Source organism: Nonomuraea sp. NPDC048881, assembly GCF_040649795.1.
Classification (GTDB): domain Bacteria; phylum Actinomycetota; class Actinomycetes; order Streptosporangiales; family Streptosporangiaceae; genus Nonomuraea.
Genome location: NZ_JBEZGC010000002.1, coordinates 867,990 through 887,114 on the forward strand (window position 1 = coordinate 867,990; position 19,125 = coordinate 887,114).

At 72.9% G+C, this 19,125-nt stretch carries 11 protein-coding genes and 4 tRNA genes; 3 read left to right on the forward strand and 12 right to left on the reverse strand.

Annotation, left to right across the window (positions count from 1 at the left end; genetic code table 11):
• Positions 1–30: 30 nt before the first annotated feature.
• The 4 genes from AB0C33_RS09540 to AB0C33_RS09555 are packed head-to-tail and all read right to left on the reverse strand — an operon-like array spanning position 31 to position 6,952.
• The gene (locus tag AB0C33_RS09540) at positions 31–2,361 is read right to left on the reverse strand and encodes an NHLP family bacteriocin export ABC transporter peptidase/permease/ATPase subunit (protein ID WP_358285405.1); all 2,331 of its coding nucleotides are present in this window, start codon (positions 2,359–2,361) and stop codon (positions 31–33) included.
• 42 nt (positions 2,362–2,403) lie between these two features.
• A complete protein-coding gene (locus AB0C33_RS09545) occupies positions 2,404–3,216 on the reverse strand; it encodes an HlyD family efflux transporter periplasmic adaptor subunit (RefSeq protein ID WP_358285407.1) in 813 nt (270 codons plus the stop codon).
• 54 nt (positions 3,217–3,270) lie between these two features.
• Entirely contained in the window at positions 3,271–4,629 is a 1,359-nt protein-coding gene (locus tag AB0C33_RS09550; protein WP_358285410.1) for a SagB family peptide dehydrogenase, read from the reverse strand.
• A 40-nt stretch (positions 4,630–4,669) separates the two neighbouring features.
• The gene (locus AB0C33_RS09555) at positions 4,670–6,952 is read right to left on the reverse strand and encodes a TOMM precursor leader peptide-binding protein (RefSeq protein ID WP_358285412.1); all 2,283 of its coding nucleotides are present in this window, start codon (positions 6,950–6,952) and stop codon (positions 4,670–4,672) included.
• A 285-nt stretch (positions 6,953–7,237) separates the two neighbouring features.
• On the opposite strand from AB0C33_RS09555, the gene AB0C33_RS09560 reads away from it, so the two are divergent.
• Positions 7,238–10,108 (forward strand): AAA family ATPase, encoded by a 2,871-nt coding sequence (locus tag AB0C33_RS09560; protein ID WP_358285414.1) that lies wholly within the window; start codon positions 7,238–7,240, stop codon positions 10,106–10,108.
• Between the two features lie 8 nt (positions 10,109–10,116).
• Positions 10,117–10,728, forward strand: a complete 612-nt coding sequence (locus tag AB0C33_RS09565; RefSeq protein ID WP_358285415.1) for a tetratricopeptide repeat protein — start codon at positions 10,117–10,119, stop codon at positions 10,726–10,728.
• 22 nt (positions 10,729–10,750) lie between these two features.
• Here AB0C33_RS09565 and AB0C33_RS09570 read toward each other — a convergent pair whose 3' ends face one another.
• The 8 genes from AB0C33_RS09570 to AB0C33_RS09605 all read right to left on the reverse strand — a co-directional run bounded on the left by AB0C33_RS09570 (position 10,751) and on the right by AB0C33_RS09605 (position 18,620).
• Positions 10,751–12,574 carry a glycosyltransferase family 39 protein gene (locus AB0C33_RS09570; protein ID WP_358285417.1) on the reverse strand — a complete coding sequence of 608 codons (1,824 nt, stop codon included), beginning with the start codon at positions 12,572–12,574 and terminating at the stop codon, positions 10,751–10,753.
• Between the two features lie 146 nt (positions 12,575–12,720).
• Positions 12,721–13,935: a bifunctional glycosyltransferase family 2/GtrA family protein gene (locus AB0C33_RS09575; protein ID WP_358285419.1), complete on the reverse strand. Its 1,215-nt coding sequence runs from the start codon at positions 13,933–13,935 to the stop codon at positions 12,721–12,723.
• Positions 13,936–14,085: 150 nt separating this feature from the next.
• A complete protein-coding gene (locus AB0C33_RS09580) occupies positions 14,086–15,324 on the reverse strand; it encodes a serine hydrolase domain-containing protein (RefSeq protein WP_358285421.1) in 1,239 nt (412 codons plus the stop codon).
• 605 nt (positions 15,325–15,929) lie between these two features.
• Positions 15,930–16,001 (reverse strand) — tRNA-Val (locus AB0C33_RS09585).
• Between the two features lie 19 nt (positions 16,002–16,020).
• A tRNA-Gly gene (locus tag AB0C33_RS09590) sits at positions 16,021–16,092 on the reverse strand.
• A 48-nt stretch (positions 16,093–16,140) separates the two neighbouring features.
• Positions 16,141–16,211, reverse strand: a tRNA-Cys gene (locus AB0C33_RS09595).
• 15 nt (positions 16,212–16,226) lie between these two features.
• A tRNA-Gly gene (locus AB0C33_RS09600) sits at positions 16,227–16,298 on the reverse strand.
• Between the two features lie 90 nt (positions 16,299–16,388).
• Entirely contained in the window at positions 16,389–18,620 is a 2,232-nt protein-coding gene (locus tag AB0C33_RS09605) for an N-acetylmuramoyl-L-alanine amidase (RefSeq protein ID WP_358285423.1), read from the reverse strand.
• A 211-nt stretch (positions 18,621–18,831) separates the two neighbouring features.
• Between AB0C33_RS09605 and AB0C33_RS09610 the strand changes: the two genes are divergently transcribed.
• On the forward strand, positions 18,832–19,119 hold the full coding sequence (locus tag AB0C33_RS09610; protein WP_358285425.1) for a hypothetical protein: 288 nt from the start codon (positions 18,832–18,834) through the stop codon (positions 19,117–19,119).
• The last annotated feature ends 6 nt before the right edge of the window (positions 19,120–19,125 follow it).

Sequence of the window (19,125 nt, forward strand, 5' to 3'; positions counted from 1 at the left end):
GCGTCATCCTCCGTGTCATCTGCCGTGTCGTCATCCGCCGTCGCCGTTCTTGCGCGAGCTCCTGAGCAGCTCGGCGTAGTGGCCGTCGAGCGCCAGCAGCTCGGCGTGCCTGCCGCGTTCGACCACCTCGCCGCGGTCGAGCACGATGATCTCGTCGGCGTCGCGCACGGTGGACAGCCGGTGCGCGATGATCAGACAGCCGCAGCCGCGACGGCGCAGGTTGTCGGCGATGGTCCGCTCGGTCTCCGGGTCCAGGGCGCTGGTCGCCTCGTCCAGGATCAGCAGCGTGGGCTGGATCGACAGGGCGCGCGCCAGCTCCAGCCGCTGCCGCTGGCCGCCGCTGAGGTTCCTGCCGCCCTCCAGCACCCGGCTGTTGAGGCCGCCGGGCCGGGCCGCGATCAGGTCGAACAGCGCCGCGTCGCGCAGCGCCGAGACCGCCACCTCGTCGGGCACGTCGTCGCTCCACAACGTCAGGTTGTCGCGCACGGTGCCCTCGAACAGGGTGATGTCCTGGTCCACGTAGGCGACGGAGGAGGCCACGACGGCCCGCGGCAGGTCGTCGCGCGGCCGGTCGTCCAGCAGCACCTGGCCGGAGGTCGGCGCGTACAGGCCGGCGGCCAGCTTGCCGGCGGTGGACTTGCCGCTCCCGGAGTTGCCGACGATCGCCACCCGGCGGCCCGGCACCACGGTGAACGACAGGTTCCTGATGACGGGAGCGGCGAGCGCGTTGTAGCCGAAGGTCACGTCGGCGAACTCCAGCCGCCCGTCCAGGCGCCCGCCGGGGTCGGCCTGCTCCCCGCCGGCGACGGCCCGCTCGAACGTCCTGGCCATCGGGTACTTCTCGACGTCGTACAGGCGGCAGATGTCGGCCGAGATGTCCTGCAGCTGGCCGCCCAGGTTGGTGAGCTGGGTGACCGGCCTGGACAGGGCGTTGAGCAGCGTCTGGAACGCCACCAGCATGCCGACGCTGATCACCCCGTCCACCACCCGCAGCCCGCCGATCAGCAGGATCAGCCCGCTGTTGATCCCGGCCAGCAGCGGCGGCACGACGGTCAGCGTCGCCGTGGCCACGCCCAGCCGCTGCTTGGCGGTGACCGCCTTGGCCAGGAACCCGGCCCAGCGCTGGAACGCCGTCGGCTCGGCCCCCGTCGCCTTGACGGTCTCCACGAGCTGCAGCGTGTTGAACGTGGTGGAGGTCAGGTTCCCCAGGTCGGCCCGCAGCGCCGCCACCGCGTCCGTCCGCGCCCGCGACACCTGGCGCAGGACCAGGATGTTCAGCAGCGCCATCGACACCCCGACCAGCCCGAGCAGCACGTCGTAGCGGATGAGCACGGCCGCGTAGAACAGCACCAGGACGAGGTTCACCAGCGTGACGGCCAGATCCCGGGAGAGGATCTCGGCCACGCCGTCGTTGGCCTGCACCCGCTTGGCCACCTCGGCCGGACGGCGCTGGAGGAAGAACTCCACCGGCAGCCGCAGCAGATGGCGGAAGAACCGGGCCGAGCTGACCAGGCCGAGCCGGATCTCCAGCCGCAGCAGGTAGTGCCGCTGCACCGAGGTCAGCACGAACACCACGACCGCGGTGACCCCCATCGCGAACAGCAGCGGCACCAGGTAGCCCGGGTCGCGCCCGGTCAGGATCCGGTCGATGAACACCCGGCTGAACGCCGGCCCGATGATGCCCGGCACGACCAGCAGCAGGCTGGCCAGCAGCACCAGCGGGAGCGCGCGGCCCGACGGCATCCGCCGGGCCAGCAGGGCCTGCCCGACCCGGGTGGGCCGGCCGCCGGGCCGGAAGTCCGGCCCCGGCTCGAACGTCAGGACCACGCCGGTGAAGCCGGAGTCGAAGTCGTCCCAGTCGATCATCCGGGGGCCGCCCGCCGGGTCGTTGACCGCGACGGCCTTCCTGCCGAACCGGCTGCGCACCCCCTCCAGGACCATGAAGTGCTGGAACGCCCAGAACACGATGGCCGGCTCGGTCAGCGAGCGCAGGTCCTCGGCCTCCATCTGGAAGCCCCTGGCGATCAGCCCGTAGCGGCGGGCGGCGGCCACCACGCTGGAGGCCTTGGCGCCGTCGCGGGAGACGCCGCAGGCCGAGCGGAGCTCCTCCAGCGGCACGAACTTGCCGTGGTAGCCGAGGATCATCGCCAGCGAGGCGGCCCCGCACTCCACGGCCTCCATCTGGATCACCGTCGGCGTGCGCCGCCGCCACCTCCACCGCCGCCGCCGTACGGGGGCGGCCGGGGGAGCGGGCGCGGCGGGCTTCCCGGTCTGCCCGGGGGCCTGGTCAGCATGCCCCTGCTCGGGGACGCCGGTGGTGGTCACACGTCCCTCCCGGGGGCGCTGGTCGTGGTCACGCATCCCTCCTTCGGCCGGGCGGCGGGGGCGTTCACGCGGCCCACCTCAGCGCCCGAGCAGCAGGTCGAACAGCGTCTGGCTGCCCAGCCCGATCGCGCCGCTGACGGAGACCTGCGACTGCAGGCCCACCGGCGGCCCCTTCCTGGTCGACCAGGCGTAGCCGGACGGCGTGCCGGCGTCGCGCACCAGGTCCACGATCACCAGCCTGGACGGCGTGTTCCGCAGGTAGCCGCGCGCCGGGTCCTCGCCGCCCACCAGGTCGGCGGCCTGCTCGGTCATCACGGGGTAGGCGCTGACCGACGCGACCCGGCCGCGCAGCAGCCCGTACGCGCCGGGCGGCGCCGAGGAGACCGACAGATCGACCGGCTTGCCCGGCACCACGCCCATCGCCCGGTCGACCGGCACGAACAACATCGCCACCAGCCGGTCGCCCGGCGCGTCCGTACGCTCGATGAGCAGCAGCTCCTCGCCCTCCCTGACCACGTGCCCCGGCACGGCGGAGCCGGCGACCACCCGCCCGCTGAACGGGCTGCGCACCACCTGCTCCGACCCGCCGTCGGCGGCGATGACCGCCACCGCCTGGCCCTGCCGCACCGCCTCGGCCGGCTGGACGAGCATCGAGCGCACCGTCCCGCCGTACGGGCTCTGCAGTCGCGCCGTGCCGCCGGGATGGGTCAGCAGCCCCACCGCGGGCACCGTGACCGGCAGCCGCCCGGCGAAGAACCACACCCCCGCGGCCACCACGATGATCAGCACCACGAACGTGGCGATCCACCCGCGCGGGGAGGCCAGCAGCGTCGGCGAGTCCAGCTCGTCGGGCTCCCGCATGCGCTGCAACGCCTTGAACCGGAACTTCATCACGCCGTCCCCTGGAAGCGGCCGTCGGCCGGCCGTCGTGCCGTCATGTGCCCATCACCCCCGGCTGCCGACGATCAGCTCGCCGACGCTGCCCTCGGTCAGGTAGTCCAGGCCGCTGGCCAGCGCGAAGTCGGCGGCGTCCCCGCCGCCCAGCGCGCACACGGCCAGGTCCATGGCCGTGCCGGCCAGGTAGAGCGTCTGGTAGAGCACGCCCACGTGCTTGAGGACCAGCGAGTAGCCGATCGTCTCGTACTTCCACATCACCCGGCCGAAGCGGGCGGTGACGGTCAGCACCACCTGCGGGTCGCCGCTGAGCTGGGCCGCCGATCTGGCCCGCTCGACCAGCGCCCGCACGGCGGGCGTGGGCGGCGAGACCAGCTCCAGGGCGTGCCCGGCGGTGTCGTAGTGCCACAGCCCCGGCTCGGCCCCCTGGCAGGACACGATCAGCGGATAGACCTCCAGCTCGTGCACCGAGCCGCCGGAGGGGTAGGGCCGGTCGGCCAGCTCCTGGCCGTCCGGCGAGGTGAACACGGCCCGCCGCCGCATCGTCCGGTAGAGCAGCTCGCCGAGCTGGGTCAGCGTGATGGGCGCGGCCGGGTCGTGCTCGCGCAGGGAGCGGCGGCGTTCCAGCGTGTCGGTCAGGCTGGGGTCGGTCTTGGCCAGCAGCTCCAGGTCGGGGCGGGGCAGCTCGATCCGCTCGCCGGTGAACGGCGGGGGATCGGCGGGCACCGGGTCGAAGCGGGGGGTGAAGGCGTACGTGCCGCCGTAGCGGCCGGTCCAGCGCGGGCCGCGGCTGTGGGCGTGCAGCCACAGGTCGCGCGGGTGCCACTGGGCCTGGCGCAGGTCGTCGTCCTCGGGGCCGGTGGCCAGCACGCCCGCCGCCGCCAGGAACCGCAGCACCTGCCCCCACCCCTGGTTCCCCTCCTGGCCGCCGTCCGCCAGGTCCGCCGGGGTCGTCCAGGACGCCAGCGCGCCGAGCAGCCCGCAGGCGGCGGCCGACAGCTCGACCACCGCCGGGCTGCGCGGGGAGCGCACGGTCAGCACGCCCTCCCCGGCGGTGACGACGGCGAAGCGCGACAGCCTGATCGGCGTGTCCGCCGCCGGCGCGGGCGCGGGCTCCACGCTCCCGGCGCCGACCGGGCGCAGCCGGGCCCCCGCCGCGGCGTACTCCAGCAGGCCGGCTCTGGACAGGCGGCGTACCAGCAGGTTCCAGCGCAGCAGCCCGGCCTCGCCCACCGTCGCCGCCAGGGCGGTCTCGCCCGCGTCGCCGCCGGCCAGGATCCGCAGGGCGGCCGTGGTCCCGGCGTCGAGCCCGCGCAGGCCGAGCGAGCCGGCCGGCGCGGAGATGCGCACCTGCCCGTCCGCCTCGGTCAGCTCCGCGTCCCGCCGTAGCCGCAGCTTGGTCTCGTCCATGGCCCGCTCCTCTCCGTCACGCGGGGGCCTCGCGAACCGGTCAGAAGAAGACGCTGGTCGGGTTGAGCTCGTCCTCGGCGCGGGGCTCGGGGATCCAGCCGAGCGAGACCGGCACGTCGTACAGCCGGCCGGGGCCGAGCCGCCGCCAGAAGTGCCGCATGCCGGGCGCGATCACCCGGACCACGCTGAGCTCCAGGTCCGGGCGGCTCTGGTCGAGCGCGATGACCTCGATCCCGGCCGCGGCGGCCCTGGCCACGCAGGTCTGCACGTCGCCGGCCAGGTCGCCGCCGTCCGAGCGGGCGTAGTCGGCCAGGGTGCGGGGACGCGCGGCGCGGTCGGGCACCAGCCACGGCTCCTCGGCCAGCTTGGTCTCCTTCCACCAGGCCAGCGTGGCGACGTCGTCGTCCAGGTAGAGCGTCTCGCCGTGCTCGTCGCGCCGCTCCACCGAGGGCAGGAACTGGTTGACCTCGGTCAGCGTCCTGATGGCGGCGATCCGCGGGTCGAGGTGGGCGCCGAACCCGACGATGACGTCCTCCACCGGGTGCCCCAACCGGTGCGAGACCCCGACGAACGCCGGGATGCCGAGGTCGGTCGTGATGTCCAGCAGCCACAGGTCGCGGTCCATGCCGCGGTAGAACTCGCGCACGGTGTCGACGTACGGGTCGCGCAGCGAGTCCAGGTCGAAGGCCGGCCGCCGGGCCCGGTTGTACCACCACAGGGCCACCGCGTCGCGCTCGACCAGCTCGCAGAAGCCCTGCAGGACGGCCTCCTCGATCGAGTTGCCCGAGGCGTTGCCGTTGGAGTCGCCCACGCAGTAGAAGTGGCGCTCCAGGTCGGGGTGGCCGTACCAGGCGTAGCCGGAGGGCACCAGCCGCTCTCGTTCCTCGGTCAGCGACCAGGCGGGCGACCAGTCGACCGGCAGGTCCGTACGGAACCGCTCGGGCACCAGGTGCAGCCGGTGCGCGGGGTCCTTGTTCCACTCCTCGCGGCCGGCGTACTGGGCGTCGGAGAAGTGCAGCAGCGACTCCGGGTGGACGGCCACCGCCGGGTCGAGGTCGGCGTAGGCGGCCTCGGTGACCGGCTCCTCGCCGCGCCAGACCCCCGAGTAGCGCTCGATGGCCTCGCACAGCGCGCTCACCCTGGCCTGCACCTCGGTCCGGCCCTTGCCGCCGCTCTGCCCCCGCAGGTTGCGCCGCAGCAGGTCCATGTTGTCGCCGATCATGGCGAAGTTGTGGCCGGCGGTGAAGCTGTAGGTGACGCCGTTGTCCTGCTCGGCGAAGGTGTGCAGCCGGGTGACCGCGCCGATCAGCGGGCTGATGTGCTTCTCCAGCCGGGCGTAGGTACGCGCGGGCGGCTCGATGCGGTAGCCGCCGTCGGTGACGTGCCGGGCGCTGCGCGCCGACAGCGCGACCTTGGGGCTGCGCTGGCTGATCAGCGTGGGATCGCCGCAGGCCGGGCACTGCGGCAGCCGGACCAGGGTGTGCTCCATGACGCCGAGCGTGCGCAGGTCGACGGTGGTCATCCGGCCCTCCAGCCGCGAGGAGGCCGCCCCCGCGGCGATCCGCGCCAGCTCCACGGCCAGCAGCCCGCCCGCCACGGCCGGACCGGCGGGCGCCGACTCCCGCGCCGGGTGGAAGGGCGTCCCGCCGCCGCGCTTGCCCGCCAGGTACCGCTCGACCTGCCGGTTCCCGGCCAGCCGCTGCGCCAGGCAGGCCCAGCAGCCGGTACGTCCCGGCTGGAGCACCGGGCCGACCCAGAGCGTGATCCCGCCCGGCTTCACCAGCGCCCACGGGTGCCCGGCGGCCAGGTAGGCGGCGTTGAGCCGGTCGAGCGCCGGGTCGAGGTAGTCGCCGGCCACCACGACCGACATCGTCCCTCCGGGCTCGGCGGCCGCCTCCTCCACACCGGCCGTACGCATACGTAATCCGTGCTCGCGCAGCACCGGGAGCAGCGGCGCGGCGTCGGCCCCCGCGCAGGCCACGACGGTGAATTCGGCGTGGGAGAGCGCGTCGTGGGCGTGGACCGGGTCAATTCCCTGCGCGTCCCAGAATGCCAGCGTGCCGTCCGGCCAATCCGGGCGGCCATTGGCGAGATGGCCGAATGCGGCGAATTTGCGAATGGCGATGAGCGTCTGCGGCAGCGGCACTTCGTCGCTCAGCGCGCTCGCGATCTCCGCGACGGTACGCCGTCCGTCCAGGTAGGGAAGGAGTTTCCCGGCCCCCGCCGACTGGACGAGGTAGTGCTGCCCCTCGGCCAGGAGAAACACCTTCGACCCGTCGATCACCTGGGGTGTGAAGTGCGCCTTGAGACGTGGGCGGTCCATGGCCCTCCCCGTATCGGGTCCATATCGGTTGATCGCAGAGTCGCATCGGGCCGGATCCGGTGTAAAGACGTAATTCCGGCGTACGCATTTCATCGGTACGACGGGGGAAAATACGTATTGGTCCGTCGGGAATGCGCATGCGCCCCGGCGTGGGCCGGCTGTTGAACCTGGTGCCAATAGTCCGGATTAGTCGGATTCGTGCGCCTAGGTATTGACAGCCCGCCCGCCTGAGGCGGCATGATCCTGGTGGACAGTTTCAGGGGGGCCGAACTGTGGGGAGTGGCGATGTCTTCGGGACAGCCGCTGCTACACCGTGACGTCGAGACCGCCACGATGCGGGAGGCGCTGTCGAGGGTCCGTGCCGGCGGTCCCTCCGTCCTGCTGATCCAGGGGTCCCGGGGCATGGGCAAGACGACCTTGCTCAACGCCGCGCTGGCGGCCAGGGGCGAGGTGGGGGCGCTGCTGCTGATGGCCCGGGGGCATCCCACCGAGCACGACCACCCGTTCGGCGTCGTCCGCCAGCTCTTCGAACCGCTCATGACCGCCGGGCGCGCGCCGCCGTCCGGCGGGAGCTCCGTCGTCGGGCCCGACCTGGGCGGCGGCCTCGACCGGGGCCATCCCGTCACCCCCGACCTGCTGCACGGCCTCTACCGGGCCACCCGGTCCTTCACGGGCGACCGGCCGCTGATCATCGCCGTCGACGACGTGCACCACACCGATCCGCAGTCCTCCCAGTGGTGCTCCTACATCGCCCGGCGGCTCGACGGCCTGCCCATCGCGATGGTCCTCACCACCGCCGACACCACCGCCGACTCCGGCGGCCCCGACGACCTGGTCAGAGACCTGGCGGCGCTGCCGTACACGCGGCTGCTGCGGCCCGCGCCCCTGTGCGCCCAATGCGCCGCCCGGCTCATGGAGTCCGTGCTCGGCGGCGGGAAGGAGACCGGGGACGAGATCGGCGAGGAGGTCGCCGCCGCCTGCCACCGGCTCACCCAGGGCAACCCGCTGCTGCTGCGGGAGCTGGCCGGGCGGCTCGGCCGGTCCGGCGTGCGCCCGGTGCGCGCCGAGCTGCCCCGGGTGCTGGAGATCGGCGCGCTGGCGCTGACCGAGACCGCGCTCGGCTGGTTGTCCGGCAGCGGCTCCGGCGTGGACGCCGCGGGCGTCGACCTGCTGCGCAGCCTGGCCATCGTCGCGCCCGAGGACGGCATGGAGGTCGCCTCCATGATCGCCGGGCATGGCCAGGACACCGCCAGGGCGGCGGGGGAGACGCTGCGCCGCGCCGGGCTGGTCACCGGCACGCCGCCCGACCGCTTCGCCCATCCGCGCATCCAGCAGGCCGTGCTGGCCGGGATGGACCCGGGCGAGCGCGACCGGCTGCACCGCCGTACCGCGTCGCTGCTGTACCGGCTGGGCGCGCCGCTGCGCCGCTCGGCCCGCCACCTGATGTCGGCCGGCCCGACCGGCGACCCGCTCACCGTCACCGTGCTGCGCGAAGCCGCCGTCGAGGCCGCCGCCAGGCACTCGTGGGAGGACGCGACCGGCTACCTGCACCGCGCGCTGGCCGAGACCGACGACCAGGACACCGTGCTGGAGGTCACCGCCGAGCTGGGCGCCGTGGAGAAGCACCGCGACCTGCCCGCCTGCCTGCGCCACCTGCGCACCGCCTACGGCCGGGTCAGGATGGCCCCGCACGCCCTGATGTCGCTGGCGCCGTTCGCCGACATCCTGGTCACCGCGAACTCCGCCGAGGCCGCCGAGGTCTTCGCCGGCGCGGCCGAGAGCGCCGCCGCCGCCCCGCAGTTCGGCGGCGCGGACCTGCTGCTCGTGCTCGCCGCCCAGGCGCTGCTGTGGGGCCGCTCGGCCGGACGGCTCGGCCTGCGCCGGCTCGGACGCTCCCTCGGCACGCTGGTCAGCCCGGCGGCCAGGGAGTTCCTCAGCGTGCTGGCCCTGGCCACCGGCGCGCGGGGCCGCAGCCTGCCGCGCACGCTCGCCCAGACCCGGCGCTGCCTCGACGGCCAGGGCCCGGTGCCGGCGGCCGCCGTGCTGCCGCTGGTGTGGGGCGACCGCCTCGACGAGGCCTCCTACTGGGCCGAACGCCTGGTCAGCGAGACCCAGGAGGCCGGCTCCGGCACCGGCCTGGCGCTGGCGCTGCTGACCCGGGCCGAGGTGCGCTACCAGCTCGGCAGCCTGGAGGCCGGGCTGGCCGACGCCGAGGCCGCCGTCGTCAGCGCGCGCGAGTGCCAGGCCGAGGGGTTCCACGTGGCCGCCGCCGCCTGCGCCGCCCGGGTGCTGGTGGAGTTCGGCGACCTGGAGGCCGCGGAGTCGGCGCTGAAGTCCGTCGCCCCGTACGGCGACTGGCACCCGATGATCTCCGGACAGGCCCTCGACGCCCTGGGCCGCCTCCGGCTCGCCCAGGGCCGCCCGCGCGACGGCCTGCTGACCCTGCTGGAGTGCGGCCGCCGCCTGACCGCCGCCGGCATCACCAACCCCGCCTGCGTGCCCTGGGGCACGAACTCGATCCTGGCCTACGTCCTGTCCGGGGAGCGCTCGGCGGCCCGCATGGTGGCCGAACGGGAGCTGGAGCTGGCCCGCGCCTGGGGCGCGCCCACCGTCGTCGCCCGCGCGCTCAGCGCAGGCAGCCTCGCCCACGAGGGACGGGTCCGGCTCGACATGCTGCACGAGGCCGTCGCCCTGCTGGGCAACCGGGGCGCCCGGCTCGAACACGCCAGGGCCCTGCTCCGCCTCGGCATCGCCCAGCGCCAGGCCGGCGACGACGGCAAGGCCCACGAGACGCTGGCCCTGGCGCTGCGGCTGGCCGCCGACTGCGGCGCGGGCCGCCTGGCCGCCCTGGCCGACAAGCACCGCGCCGCCACCGCCCCGGCCCGCGCCGCCGCCCTCGTCCCCGGCCAGGACGACCACGTGCTGACCGTCGGCGAACGCCGGGTCACCGACCTGGTGCTGCGCGGGATGAGCAACCTGGAGGTGGCCACGACGCTGTCGATCAGCAAGCGCACCGTGGACACCCATCTCGCCCGCATCTACCGCAAGCTCGGCATCCACACCCGCGCCGAACTCGCCGTCATCCTCACCGGCCTGTCCGACGACGACCCGCCCGCCGGCGAACCCGTGCCCACCGGCCCCCACGAATACCTGTGACCCGGGCCGTGCTCTTCCAAGAGATCAACCAGCTCGTCACCTACGACGAACGCCAACGGATGGTCCCCCGCGACCGTGGCCGGCTCACCGCACTCGTGGACGCGGCCCGCGCCCAGGACCCCGCCGACCACGGCACGCTGCGCGCGATCGGGATCGGGCTGCTGGTCCTGGGCGAGTACGGCGACGCGATCCGCTGCCTCCGCCGTGCGCTCGACCTGGCGGACACGACCGGCAGGCGGATCGCCGCGTCGCTCAACCTGGCCGACGCCCATCGGTACGCAGGTGACGCGGCAACCTCGGAAACCCTGTGCCGCGCGACGCTCGCCCTTGCCAGGAAGGAAGCACCCGAGATGGTGTGCTTCCCGCTCCAGCATCTCGGCAAGACCCTTGCCGACCTGGGACGCAAGCAGGAGGCCCGCGAGGCGCTGCAGGAAGCCCTGGCCCTGCGCACGGCCGAAGGCGACCCCGAGCTGATCGCCGGCACCCAGGCGGCCCTGCGATCACTCGACGCCGCCGGCACCGGCGAAGACCCGACCCCTGATCGCCGTACGCCACTGGAGCGGCCGGGGGACGCGAGGGTGACGACGATCGAGCAGGAGCCGTCCGACCCCTGGCCGTGATCCGCCCGCTCGGCCTTCCCCCTCAGCCGAGCCGGTACAGCTCACCGCCGCCCTCGTCGGCCCTGCCGCCGTACGCGCTCGCGGGAACCCTCGTGCCGTTCTTCCGCACCCATGAGGCGATGGCGGGGTCGCCGCTCATCGGGCCGCTCTGACCCGCCCCGTTGATCACGATGTGGCGCAGTTCGCCCCTGCCGACGTACTCCTGCAGCCCGGCCACCGTCATCGCCGGGTCCTGCCCGGTGAAGCCGCCCATCGCGATCACCGGCTCGCCGGTCGACAGGATGATCGACGACGCCTGCTGGGCACTGACCACGGCGACCAGCCAGCGCGCACCGCCCCGGTGCTTGAGCAGGTAGCCGACCATGTCGTCGCTCAACTCACCGGCCGGCCCGCCGACCACCAGCATGCCGCCCCGCCCCTGGGGCGGCGCCTGACCGTTCCCGGCCTGACCGTTCCCGGCCTGCGCCGCGTACGGACCCGCCAGCGCGTTGCCGCTGGTGTTGCCGCCGCCGAACGCGGTCACCGCCGCGTACGCCCCCGGACCTGCCAGGGCCGCGACCAGCGTGAACGTCATCGACGCGACGACGAGGCCGTGACCCCGCGCCCACGGCAGCCGCGCGGCCACCAGCGCGAGCACCGCCAGCACGGTCGCCGCCACGATCACCCAGCGCAGCCATGGATTCCAGTCGGGCGTCCGGTTCAGCAGCGCGAACGACCACGCCCCCGTGACCGCGACGCCCACGGGCAGCACCCACGACCACCGGACCGGCCCCCGGTACGCGTCGTACAACAACACCCCGCCCACTCCGGCCAGTACGGCGATCGCGGGGGCCAGCGACGTGGTGTAGTACGGGTGGAACACGCCCTTGGCGAAGCTGAACGCCGCCCAGTACATCGCCAGCCAGCCGCCCCACAGCACCAGCCCGGCCCGGGCCAGGTCGGTGCGCGACCGCTTCCACAGCAGCACGCCCCCCGCGATCAGCGCGAGCATCGCGAACGGCAGCAGCCAGGAGATCTGACCGCCGACCATGTCGTTGAACATCCGTCCCGCGCCTGGGGCGCCGCCGAAGCCCCCGCCGCCCCGGCCGCCGCCGGGCGTCTCCAGGCCGAAGATCCGGCCCAGGCCGTTGAAGCCGATGACGAGGTCACGCACGGTGCCGTCGGTGCTGCCTCCGATGAACGGACGACTTTCGGACGGGATCAGGTCGACCACCACCATCCACCAGGAACTCGACACCACCAGCACCGCACCCGCCGCCAGCAGATGTCCCACCCGGCGCGGCACGCCCGGCCTGGCCGCCACCAGGTAGGCCACCGCCAGCGCCGGGACGACCACGAACGCCTGCAGCATCTTGGTGTTGAACCCGCACCCCACGAACGCGGCCGAGGCCAGCAGCCAGCGCAGGCGTCCCGACTCGATCGCGCGCTGACACGACCACGCGGCCAGCACCAGCCACAGCACCAGCAGCGTGTCGGGATTGTTGTCGCGGTTGATGGCCACCGTGATCGGGGTCAGCGCCAGCACCCCGGCAGCGATCAGCGCCGCCGGAAACCCGGCCGCGCGCCGTACCGTGGCGTGCAGCACCGCGACGGCGGCCACCCCGGCCAGCACCTGCGGCAACATCAGGCTCCACGTCCCGAACCCCAGGACGCGGGCGAGCAGGCCCATCGCCCACAGCGCCATAGGAGGCTTGTCCACGGTGATGAACGACTCGGAGTCCAGGGCCCCGAAGAAGAACGCCTTCCAGCTCCCGGTGCCGCTCTTGACCGCCGCCGAGTAGTAGGAGTTGGCGTAGCCGGCCGACCACAGGTTCCACGCGTACAGCACGAAAGCCGCCGACAGCACGCCCCAGAGCGCCGGACGCGACCAGCGCGGATCTTCAGGCCCGCCCAAGGCCAGCCGGCGCAGCCACCCCGATGCGGCATACGAGCGGGGCCCGTCAGACGGGCCCGGCGGATCGGAGGGCGTCTGTGCACGACGTACGCGGATGGTCATGCGACCTCGTCCTTCCGGGCCGTGCCGACGGTCGGATCGGCCGGGGCCGACCGGCGCCCCAGGCGCCGTGGATGGAAGATCCAGGTGCGCATCAGAAGGAACCGCACCAGCGTCGCGACCCCGTTGGCGGTCACCAGCGCGGCGATCTCGACGGCCCGTGGCGCCTCGGGCGCCAGTGCGTGCAGCAGGGCCAGACAGCCGGTGCTCAGCGCCAGTCCGAGCAGGAACGCCAGACCGCCCTCCAGCTGCTGCCTGAACGCCCGTTCCCGGCCCGTCACCCCGAAGGTGAACCGGCGGTTGGCGGCGGTGTTGCCGACAGTGGTGATCGACAGCGAGACCGCGTTCGCCCACAGCGGCCCCATCACCATGCGCAGCAGCACGAACAGCACCAGCTGAGCGATCGTGCTGAACACCCCGATGATCGCGAAAGTCGGCAGTTGCCGGGCCATCCCCGCCGGCAGCCGCGGCCGCGGCCGGCTCTCCACCGGGGCGTCGAACGCGCCCGTCAGCATGCGCCGCGCCACCCGGGCCATGCCCTTCACGTCATCCAGCGCGGTTCGCAGGACGTCCACCCGGCTGTCGGGGTCGTCGACCCAGTCCACCGGCACCTCGTGGATGCGCAGCCCGTTGCACTCGGCCAGCAGCAGCAACTCGGTGTCGAAGAACCACTTCTCGTCCTGCACCGACGGCAGCAACGCCCTGGCGATCACGGTCCGCGCGGCCTTGAAACCACATTGGGCGTCGGTGAAGCGGGCCGCCAGCGTCGTGCGCAACAACACGTTGTAACCCCGGGAGATCAGCTCCCGTCTCGGGCCGCGCACCACCGCCGACCCGCGCGTCAGCCGGGTCCCGATGGCCAGATCGCTGTGCCCGGAGATCAGCGGCGCCACCAGCGGAAAGAAGGCGTCCAGGTCGGTGGACAGATCCACGTCCATGTAGGCGACCACGTCGGCGTCGCTGTGGCTCCACACATGCCGCAGCGCCCGTCCGCGGCCCTTCTGCTCCAGCCGTACCGCCCGGACCCCGTGCAGTTCGGTCTCCAGCTCCTGCGCGACCTGCCACGTTCCGTCGACGCTGGCGTTGTCGGCGATCGTGATCCGAAACCGGTAGGGGAACGTCTCTTCCAGATAGGCGTGCAGTCTGCGCACGCTGCACGCCAGCACGTGCTGCTCGTTGTAGACCGGAATGGCGATCTCCACCATGCGATCCATGACCCACTCCTCGCTCGCTCGAAAGGCCTCTCAAAGGTGTGGCCGCGGAGTCGATCACCTGGCGGCGACGTCCGCTGCGCCGAGCCGGGACGCACGCGAAGTCAGGGCGGGCAACGCCGTGCCCCTCAGCGTGTCGACCGCCGGACCACCTCAGCCGCCCCCGCCCCCGCCGCCAGGCGTGCCGCCGGTGACAGCCTGTACCTCCCGCTCGGTCACCTCCTGCAGCGTCCCGCCGTCGGTGTTGCTGAGGATGACACCGACCCAGCCGGTGTACGGGTAGATGTTCCAGCTGGCGCCGACACCGGGGTTGGCGCCGGCGCGCCCGTGCACCCACTGACCGCTGACGATGCGGACCGCCATGTGGTAGGCCCCGAACGACTGCGGCCCGTGGGGGGACTTGGCCGCGGTCAGCACCTCGGCGTAGGGCCGTTCCAGCACCGTGCCTTCGCTCAGGGCGTGCGCGAACCGGACCAGATCCGGTGCGGTGGCGAACCCCCCGTCCCCGGGGACGTCGATGAAGCCGCGGCCCGGGTTCTTGCCCGGCGTGGACTGGTTCGAGCTGCTCTTGCCCAGGTTGCGGACGGCGTCCACCACGCTGCCGTCAGCCAGCCTCATGTGAGGGTGCGCGATGTGCGCATCGGTGAGCCACTGCCGCCTGGTGTAGAACGCCGAGCCGGTCATGCCGCAGCGCTTGAAGATGTTCTCCTCGACGTAGTCCCAGTACGTCCTGCCGGTCACCGCCTCCACGATCAGCGCCGGGATGACGACGTCGGCGCCGGCGTGTTCGGTGGGGGTGCCGGGGGCGGCCACCAGCTTCGCCTTCCGGGCCCACCGCTCGTAGAACTCGTGCACCTCCTCCCGGCTCCGGAAGATGCGCTGCGGGTCCTCCTCCGGGGTGTTCAGCCCGGAGGTGCCGGAGAGCAGGTGGTGGACGGTCACCTGGTCGGCGACGTCCTTGGCGTAGCCCGTCAGGTGGGTGCCCACCGTGTCCGACAGCTTCACCTTGCCCTGCTGCACCAGCTGCAGGATGGCCACCGCGCCGAACGGCTTGCCCGCCGAACTGAGGCTGAACGCGATGCCTTCGTGATTGCGGATCCCCTTCTCCTTGTCCGCCATGCCGTAGCTGCGGGACAGCACCGTCCGGCCCCGGTGCGACAGCAGCACCACGCCGGAGAACCTGCCCTCCGCGGCCAGCTTCGCCACGTACCGGTCGTAGGCTCCGCCGGGACGGGTGTCCGGCGGGATGCCAGGGCCGGTCGCGGCCGGACGGTGCTGCCGGTTGCCGGGCCGGCCGCCCACCAGCGGCACGCCGGCCGCCACCACGCCGGCCGCCGCGAGCCCGCTCCACCCGAGCAGCCGCCGCCGGCCGACGCCACCCACAGAGTCCATGATCACGGTCCTTTCCTGACGACGAACCGACCGCTGCAGGTCTGACCGCGACCGCCGTCGGCAGCCGATCACCACCATGTGGTCGGTGCCTCTACTGAAGACGGAGGACTGTTGCGGTGGCGTATGCGCTTTTCGATACGCCCGCGATACACCGAATTCCCGACATCAAGGCACTGACGCAGGCCGCGCGACAGCCCGGGGGAGTATGGCCGGTGGCCCTGGTAGGCCATCGAACATGGCGGGGAGAACTCACCGGCGAAGAATGGTCCCTGATCGACCGCTGGATGAGCGCGGCCCGAGATCGGAGCTGCGGCGGCTGTTCAACGCGGTGAGGTGGCGGTTCCGTACCGGCAGCCTGTGGGACGTGACCTGACCGGACGAGTACGAGCCGCTGGCCAGAACTCCGTACAGGCCCTGGGGCCGCCGGTCCGATGGGCGACCGCCTGAGGATGAGCGTCTGGAGCCGCGGGGCGGGCTTTGCCCGGGAAGGCGGGGGCCGGCCCGCGAAACGAAGAAGCCCCAGTCGTCCGGCGCTTGCCGTTCGCTGGGGCTTGACCGCTGTCCGGACCGGACCGAAACCCGGTCTGACTTCCGAAGAGCGTGGGTGGACGATACTGGGATTGAACCAGTGACCTCTTCCGTGTCAGGGAAGCGCTCTCCCGCTGAGCTAATCGTCCTTGTTGAGTTGTCACTCAGAGCGGAAGACGGGATTCGAACCCGCGACCCTCACCTTGGCAAGGTGATGCTCTACCACTGAGCCACTTCCGCATGGCGCACTTAACTTTACCGGACCCAGGAGAGTCCGTTGTACCACCGAGGTGGAGACGGGATTTGAACCCGTGTAGACGGCTTTGCAGGCCGCTGCCTCGCCTCTCGGCCACTCCACCAGGAGTTTGACTCCGAGCGGAAGACGGGATTCGAACCCGCGACCCTCACCTTGGCAAGGTGATGCTCTACCACTGAGCCACTTCCGCGTGAATCCCCCGCGAACTCGCGGGGCCACGGGAAAACCATATCGTCTTCGCGGAGTGCCCGTGCGCAGCCCGAGCCCCGTGCGGCGAAATTCAGCGGATGACGCGCACATCCTTGGCCTGGACGAACATGACACGATGCCCGAGCTGGATCTGGTGGTACCGGACGGACCCCGTGACCCGCACGTGCCTGGCCGGGTTGAAGGCGCCGGCCGAGTAGAAGGAGCCGGTGACCGTGCCGCCCAGCGAGTACGACTGCCCCGGCCCGATCCGGTACTGCAGCGGCGTCAGCGGCTGCACCCCGCCGCCGTGGTACGCCGACCGCTCCGGGTAGGCGCGGCCGTACACCTTGGTGCCCGCGGCCAGCGGCGTGACCAGCGGGCCCTTCGCCGGGACGGCCGTGGGGGCGGCGGCCGGGTTGAGGAACCAGGCCCGCTGCCCCAGGTACCAGATCGCCGTCCAGTCGCCCTGCCGTCCGGCCACCGCGAACCGCTGCCCGGTCGAGGCGCGGGCGCCGTGGTCGTACACGCTGTACGTGCTCGGCTTGCCGGGGTGCTTGCCGGCGTCGGTGACCAGCGGGGCGCTCTCGCTCGGCCGGGTGTGCAGCCACACGCTGGCCGCGCCGTGCTCCGGGCACCGGCGGCCGGGCTTGGTGCTGGCGCAGCCGGTGTAGTACGGCCGGTTGTCGTCGTAGGACGGCCGGATGATCACCGACGAGCCCGTCCCGTCGCCCTTGAACGGGTGGTTCATCAGCTCGAAGTAGTGGGCCCAGTCCCAGTAGGGGCCGGGGTCCTCGTGCATGCCGGCGACCGCCTGCGCCGTGGCGCCCGGCACGTTGTCGTGGCCGAGGATGTGGGCGCGGTCGAGCGGGATGCCGTACCGGCCGGCGAGGTAGCGCACCAGCCGGGCCGACGAGCGGTACATCGCCTCGGTGTACCAGGAGCCCCTGGCCAGGTAGCCCTCGTGCTCGATGCCGATCGAGCGGGCGTTGAAGTCCCAGTTGCCGGCGTGCCAGGCGATGTCCTTCGTCGGGACGTGCTGGGCGACGTGCCCGTCCCGGGAGCGGATCGTGTAGTGCCAGCTCACGTACTTCGGATTGCCGATCATCGACGGGATGCCCTGGTAGCCGCCCTCGGTGTCGTGGATGACGATGTAGTCGATCTGGCGGCGGCCCTCGACCCGGTCGTGGTTGCCGTAGCCGCGGTCCTTCTTCCTGCCGTACCTCTCGTACGCGGCCGGCATCCACTCGCACCTGAGGCTGCTCGGGCACTCGGCGGACGAACCGGCGGAGGAGTCGGCGGCGGTCAGGGGCAGCTCGTCCTGCGCGGGCACGTCCCAGTCGGACTCGTCGGCCGACTCCGAGTCGTCGTCGCCCTCGGGCTCCATGTCGGAGAAGAAGAACGGGTCGTCGTCCTCGTCGGAGTCGTCGCCGGTCGCGCTGTCGTCGCCGGTCGCGCTCTTCGCCGGGGCCGCGGGCGGGCGCAGGCCGGGCACGGCGTCCAGCCGCACGTCGAAGCCGTCGTCCGTGCGCCGTGCGACGCCCTCGCGCAGCACCGCGAACACCTCGTCGGCGAACGACCGCGCGGCGAGCGGGTCGCGGGCGCCCGAGTAGCGGGCGACGGCCGCGTACCAGTCGGCCGGGTCGGGGCTGGGGTGGCGCTGGTAGGAGGCGAGCAGGGCGGCGCCGCCCCTGATGTTGGCGCGCGGGTCGGCGCGCAGCGCCCGCGGCGCGACCCCGGCCAGCCGCCCGGCCAGCGCGAGCGTCGCGTCCGGCACCGCGTCCGGCACCGCGTCCGGCACCGCGGCAGCCGACGTGCCGGCCCCCGCCATCAACCGCGCCCCCGACGACTGCGAAGCCGACCGCGAGCCCGACCGGGAGCCTGACTGTGAGGCCGACTGCGAGGCCGATCGGGAGGCCGACTGGGGTGACCGGGAGACCGGCTGGCGGACCGGCCGCGTCGCCGACCGGGGCAGTGGGCGGCTGTCGTCGCCCCTGGCGTCGCCCGGCGCGAACCCCTCCGCGGCCGGGCCCGCCTGCCCGGCGGGCACGACGTCCACCAGGTGCATCGGGCCGTACCCGCCCGCCGTGCTGGGACGGCCGCCGTTGGCGTCCCACCGCGACTCCAGGTACGACACCCCGAGCAGCACGCTCACCGGCACCCCGAACTCCGCCGCGGCGGCCGCGAAGTCGGCCTGCCGCCCCTGCTCCCGGACCCCCGTGCCGCCCGTGACGGCGGGCGCGGCCGGGACGGCCGGGCCGCCGACGACGGCGCACACACCGGCGGACAAGCTGGTGGCCAGGACGGCGGCAAGCCGAAGCTGCATGACATCTCCCCACGGAACGGCACTACTCGATCACTGTCCGTAACCATTCCCAGAAAGGGATGTGTCAGACGGGTCGAATGTGACGGATGAGCACCGCGGGATCCGCCGCGCCAGCCTCTCGACGACCCGCAGGAGAGAAGTGATAGCGCTATGGAGTTAAATCCTGCCCGATTCCGGGCAGGATGTTGGCGTGTCTCGCTCCAGATGCGTAATGTCCTCGTCTGTGTCCACGGCGCGGCATCCCTACGAAGACCTCATCGCCCATCTCACCCGGACGAGCGCGCTCGGCCCAGGAGAGGCGGCCCGCGTGGTCGCCGACGTGCTGTCGTACTTCTCCGAGCCGGTCGAGGAGTTCGTACGCCGCCGTCACGGCGAGCTCAAGGCCCGCGGCCTGACCAACGACGAGATCTTCCCTCGGATCGCCGCCGAGTTACCCGCACGCCGGGTAGCGGCACCAGAGCTGTCGCTGCGGCAGCTCCGCAGGATCGTCTACGGATAAGAGGAG